At 66.2% G+C, this 3,126-nt stretch carries 5 protein-coding genes; 2 read left to right on the forward strand and 3 right to left on the reverse strand.

Annotated features, from left to right (window positions below; genetic code table 11):
* Positions 1-150: HAD hydrolase family protein (locus LQV45_RS22885; RefSeq protein ID WP_230008963.1), on the forward strand; the 150-nt coding region annotated here is incomplete at its 5' end.
* A gap of 98 nt (positions 151-248) precedes the next feature.
* Here LQV45_RS22885 and LQV45_RS22890 read toward each other — a convergent pair.
* The 3 genes from LQV45_RS22890 to LQV45_RS22900 all read right to left on the reverse strand — a co-directional run bounded on the left by LQV45_RS22890 (position 249) and on the right by LQV45_RS22900 (position 2,596).
* The gene (locus LQV45_RS22890) at positions 249-1,025 is read right to left on the reverse strand and encodes an SDR family oxidoreductase (protein WP_230008960.1); all 777 of its coding nucleotides are present in this window, start codon (positions 1,023-1,025) and stop codon (positions 249-251) included.
* Between the two features lie 148 nt (positions 1,026-1,173).
* On the reverse strand, positions 1,174-1,593 hold the full coding sequence (locus LQV45_RS22895) for an Hsp20/alpha crystallin family protein (protein ID WP_028275538.1): 420 nt from the start codon (positions 1,591-1,593) through the stop codon (positions 1,174-1,176).
* Between the two features lie 277 nt (positions 1,594-1,870).
* Positions 1,871-2,596, reverse strand: a complete 726-nt coding sequence (locus tag LQV45_RS22900) for a beta-ketoacyl-ACP reductase (protein WP_230008961.1) — start codon at positions 2,594-2,596, stop codon at positions 1,871-1,873.
* A 150-nt stretch (positions 2,597-2,746) separates the two neighbouring features.
* Between LQV45_RS22900 and LQV45_RS22905 the strand changes: the two genes are divergently transcribed.
* The coding region (locus LQV45_RS22905) for a DUF3099 domain-containing protein (protein WP_374208276.1) at positions 2,747-3,126 on the forward strand (380 nt) is incomplete at its 3' end.

Raw genomic sequence — 3,126 nt, forward strand, 5'->3', positions numbered from 1 at the left:
GCCGTGGGCGACGGCGCGAACGACCTCGACATGCTGGGCGCCGCCGGGATCGGCATCGCCTTCAACGCGAAGCCGGCCGTCCGCGCTGCCGCGGACGCCGCCGTCAACCTTCCCTATCTTGACGCCGTCCGGTATATCGCCGGAGTCTGATGCATTAACCGGGAAGGCACGTTCCGGCAATGTTTAGTCAAACATTGCCGGGACGTGCCTTCTCTACGCGCCATCCCGGCGCGCGTGGCGGCCTGCGCCTAGCTGGAGCTCTTATCCGCTGCCTGGTCCGCGGTCTTACCGAAATAATCCGCACCGCCAACGTATTCCGTGTGGCCGGTTTCGACATCTGCCGAGGCCATCTTGGCGACCTCGGCGGCAAACTCCTTGACCGAGTACAGCTTGCCGGCTTCTGCGCGGCGGGCCTCGATGGCGCCGGGGTTGGACCGGTCAAGCAGGGTGGCCGTGACGGTGCCCTCGATCATGTCGCCGGAGACGACCACGAGCGTGATCCCCTTCTCGGCCAGGTTCGGGACCAGTGACCGGAGTGCATCCTCGCCGGCGCGCTTGCTGCGGGCCACGGGCTCGTACTCGGGCATGGTGGGCACCGTGTCGATGAAGTGGGCCTGGTGGCTGGTCACGAAGACCACGCGCGAGCCGTGGGGCATGAGCGCGACGGCGGCGTTGAGCATGTTCACCTGGGCGTCGCGGTTCAGCTTCAGCGCGTAGCCCTCTTCCATGCCGGTCTCCATGCCGCCGGAGGCGTTGAGGACCAGGAGGTCGAGCGAGCCGAAGTTCTCCATCGCGGCGCTGGCGAGGGCCTGGACGCCTTCCTGGGTGGTGAGGTCCGCCCCGACGGCCGCGGCACGGCCGCCGTCGGCTTCGATCTCGGCGACGACCTTGTTGGCGCGCGGCGCCTTCTGGCGGTAGTTGACGACGACGGCCGCACCCTCGGCGGCGAGGATTTTGGCCACTTCGGCGCCGATTCCGCGCGACGAACCGGTCACGATCGCAGTCTTGTTCTCCAGCAGTCCCATACGAGCTCCTTTGTTCCAAACGTCCAAATACTGTGGGTCTGCAATCCATCATGCCAGCGGACCGCGCCATTACAGTTGTTCAGCATCCACAAAGAAGCCCCGGCGGCGTAGTTCCGTCGTCACGTGGCTTGAACATGCCGGGGGTGGGTCAGCCGCGGTCGATCCGGATCTTCGTCGTCGCTTCACCGGTCACAACCTTGGGCGCCGGTGCGCGGACTTCCAGGACGCCGTCCTTGTACGTGGCGGTGATGTCTTCTTCCCTCACCCCTGCGGGCAGCGCGATGCTCCGGGCGGCCCGGCCGTAGCGGAACTCCGAGCGGTAACCGTCCTTGCTCTTGTGCTCGGACGACTCCCGCCGCTCCACCGCAATATTTAGCACGCCCTCGCCGACCGAGACGTCGACGTCCCGGTCCGGGTCGATCCCCGGCGCTTCCGCCCGCACCACCAGGGTGGTGCCCTCCTGGAACTGTTCGATCTTGATCCCTGGCGCTATGGACAGATCACCGTCAAGGAAGCGGCGGACCGGTTCCAGCATGTCCGAGGGCGTCCATTTGCTGAGATCACTCATGATTTCCTCCTGCGTCCACGCCCCTGCCGCGGCATGGTCAGGGGCTGTGAGCCCATTACACGCTCCAGGAGCCCCGGAGCCAAGGGCAAAAAGGCCCGCCGCGGACCCCGGCACGGAAAAGTATGCGTCTCCAGTGGCCCGGTCCGGGTTGCAATAGACAGCGGACTCAGAACAAGCGGACACAGAACAAGCGGACACAGCACAGCGGACGAGGGCGGAATCCGCCGTCGTCCGCTGTGCTCCGCAGGAGTCCTGCGTCGTCCTGCTGTGTCAGGGGCTAGTGGCCCATTCCGAGGCCGCCGTCGACCGGAATGACCGCACCGGAAATGTACGACGCCTCGTCGCTGGCGATCCAGCGCACGACGTTGGCGACCTCGGAGGCCTCGGCGAAGCGGCCGGCGGGAACCTTGGTCAGGTAGTCCTTCTGCGTGGCCTCGGGCAGCTCGGCCGTCATGTCGGTGTTGATGAAGCCGGGCGCGACGACATTCGCGGTGATCCCGCGTGCGCCGAGCTCGCGGGTGAGCGACCGGGCGATGCCCACCAGGCCTGCCTTGGAGGCGGAGTAGTTGATCTGGCCCGGCGCGCCGTAGAGGCCGGAGACGGAGGAAATCAGCACCACGCGGCCCTTGCGCGCCCGGATCATGCCCTTGGATGCGCGCTTGATCACCCGGAAGGCGCCCGTGAGGTTCGTGTCGATCACCGAGGTGAAGTCGTCTTCGCTCATCCGCATCAGGAGCGTGTCCTTGGTGATGCCGGCATTGGCCACAAGGACTTCCACCGGGCCGTGGGCGGCTTCGACTTCCGCGAACGCGGCGTCCACCGACGCTTCGTCCGTGACGTCCGCCTTGACGCCGAGGATGCCCTCGGGCAGCGACGATTCGCTGCGGAAGGTCACGGCCACCTTGTCGCCGTTGGCCAGGAAGGACTCGGCGATGGCCAGGCCGATCCCGCGGTTTCCGCCGGTGATCAGAACGCTGCGGCCAGTGGTGGATGTGTCAGTCATATGGGGCTCCGGGATTCTGCGGCAGGGAGGGCCGCGCTGGGGGCTGGAATTTTCCTGCCTCCGATCTTAGCGCCCGGTTCGCTTCCGTTTGGGCGGCTCCGCCGATGGTGAGAGAATCGAAGTAAGCCTTGGGAGCGTGATCTGACAGCCGTGACACTCAAAAACCGACCCGGTGCTCATGTGCCCGGGAGGCCGGACTCCGAGTCCGGCGGTACCGAGGTGCACAGCATCACCGACGCTGCTGCTGCGCACTCGGACGAGATGCACCAGCGGATGGTGAAGTATGCCATCGCCATGGGCATCCGCATGGTCTGCCTGATCCTGATTTTTGTCGTGGATGGTTGGTTCAAGCTCCTGCCGATTGCCGGCGCCGTCTTCCTGCCCTGGGTGGCGGTGGTGATCGCCAACGGCAGCGACAAGGCGGAAATCCACAGTGACTCGCTCCTGGACTATGCTCCGCTCGCAGAGCTGGACGCACCGGACACCGCGGGCCCCGCCGGGCAGGATCCAAACGGGCAGGATCTGAGCGA

Source organism: Microbacterium sp. Bi128, from assembly GCF_918698205.1.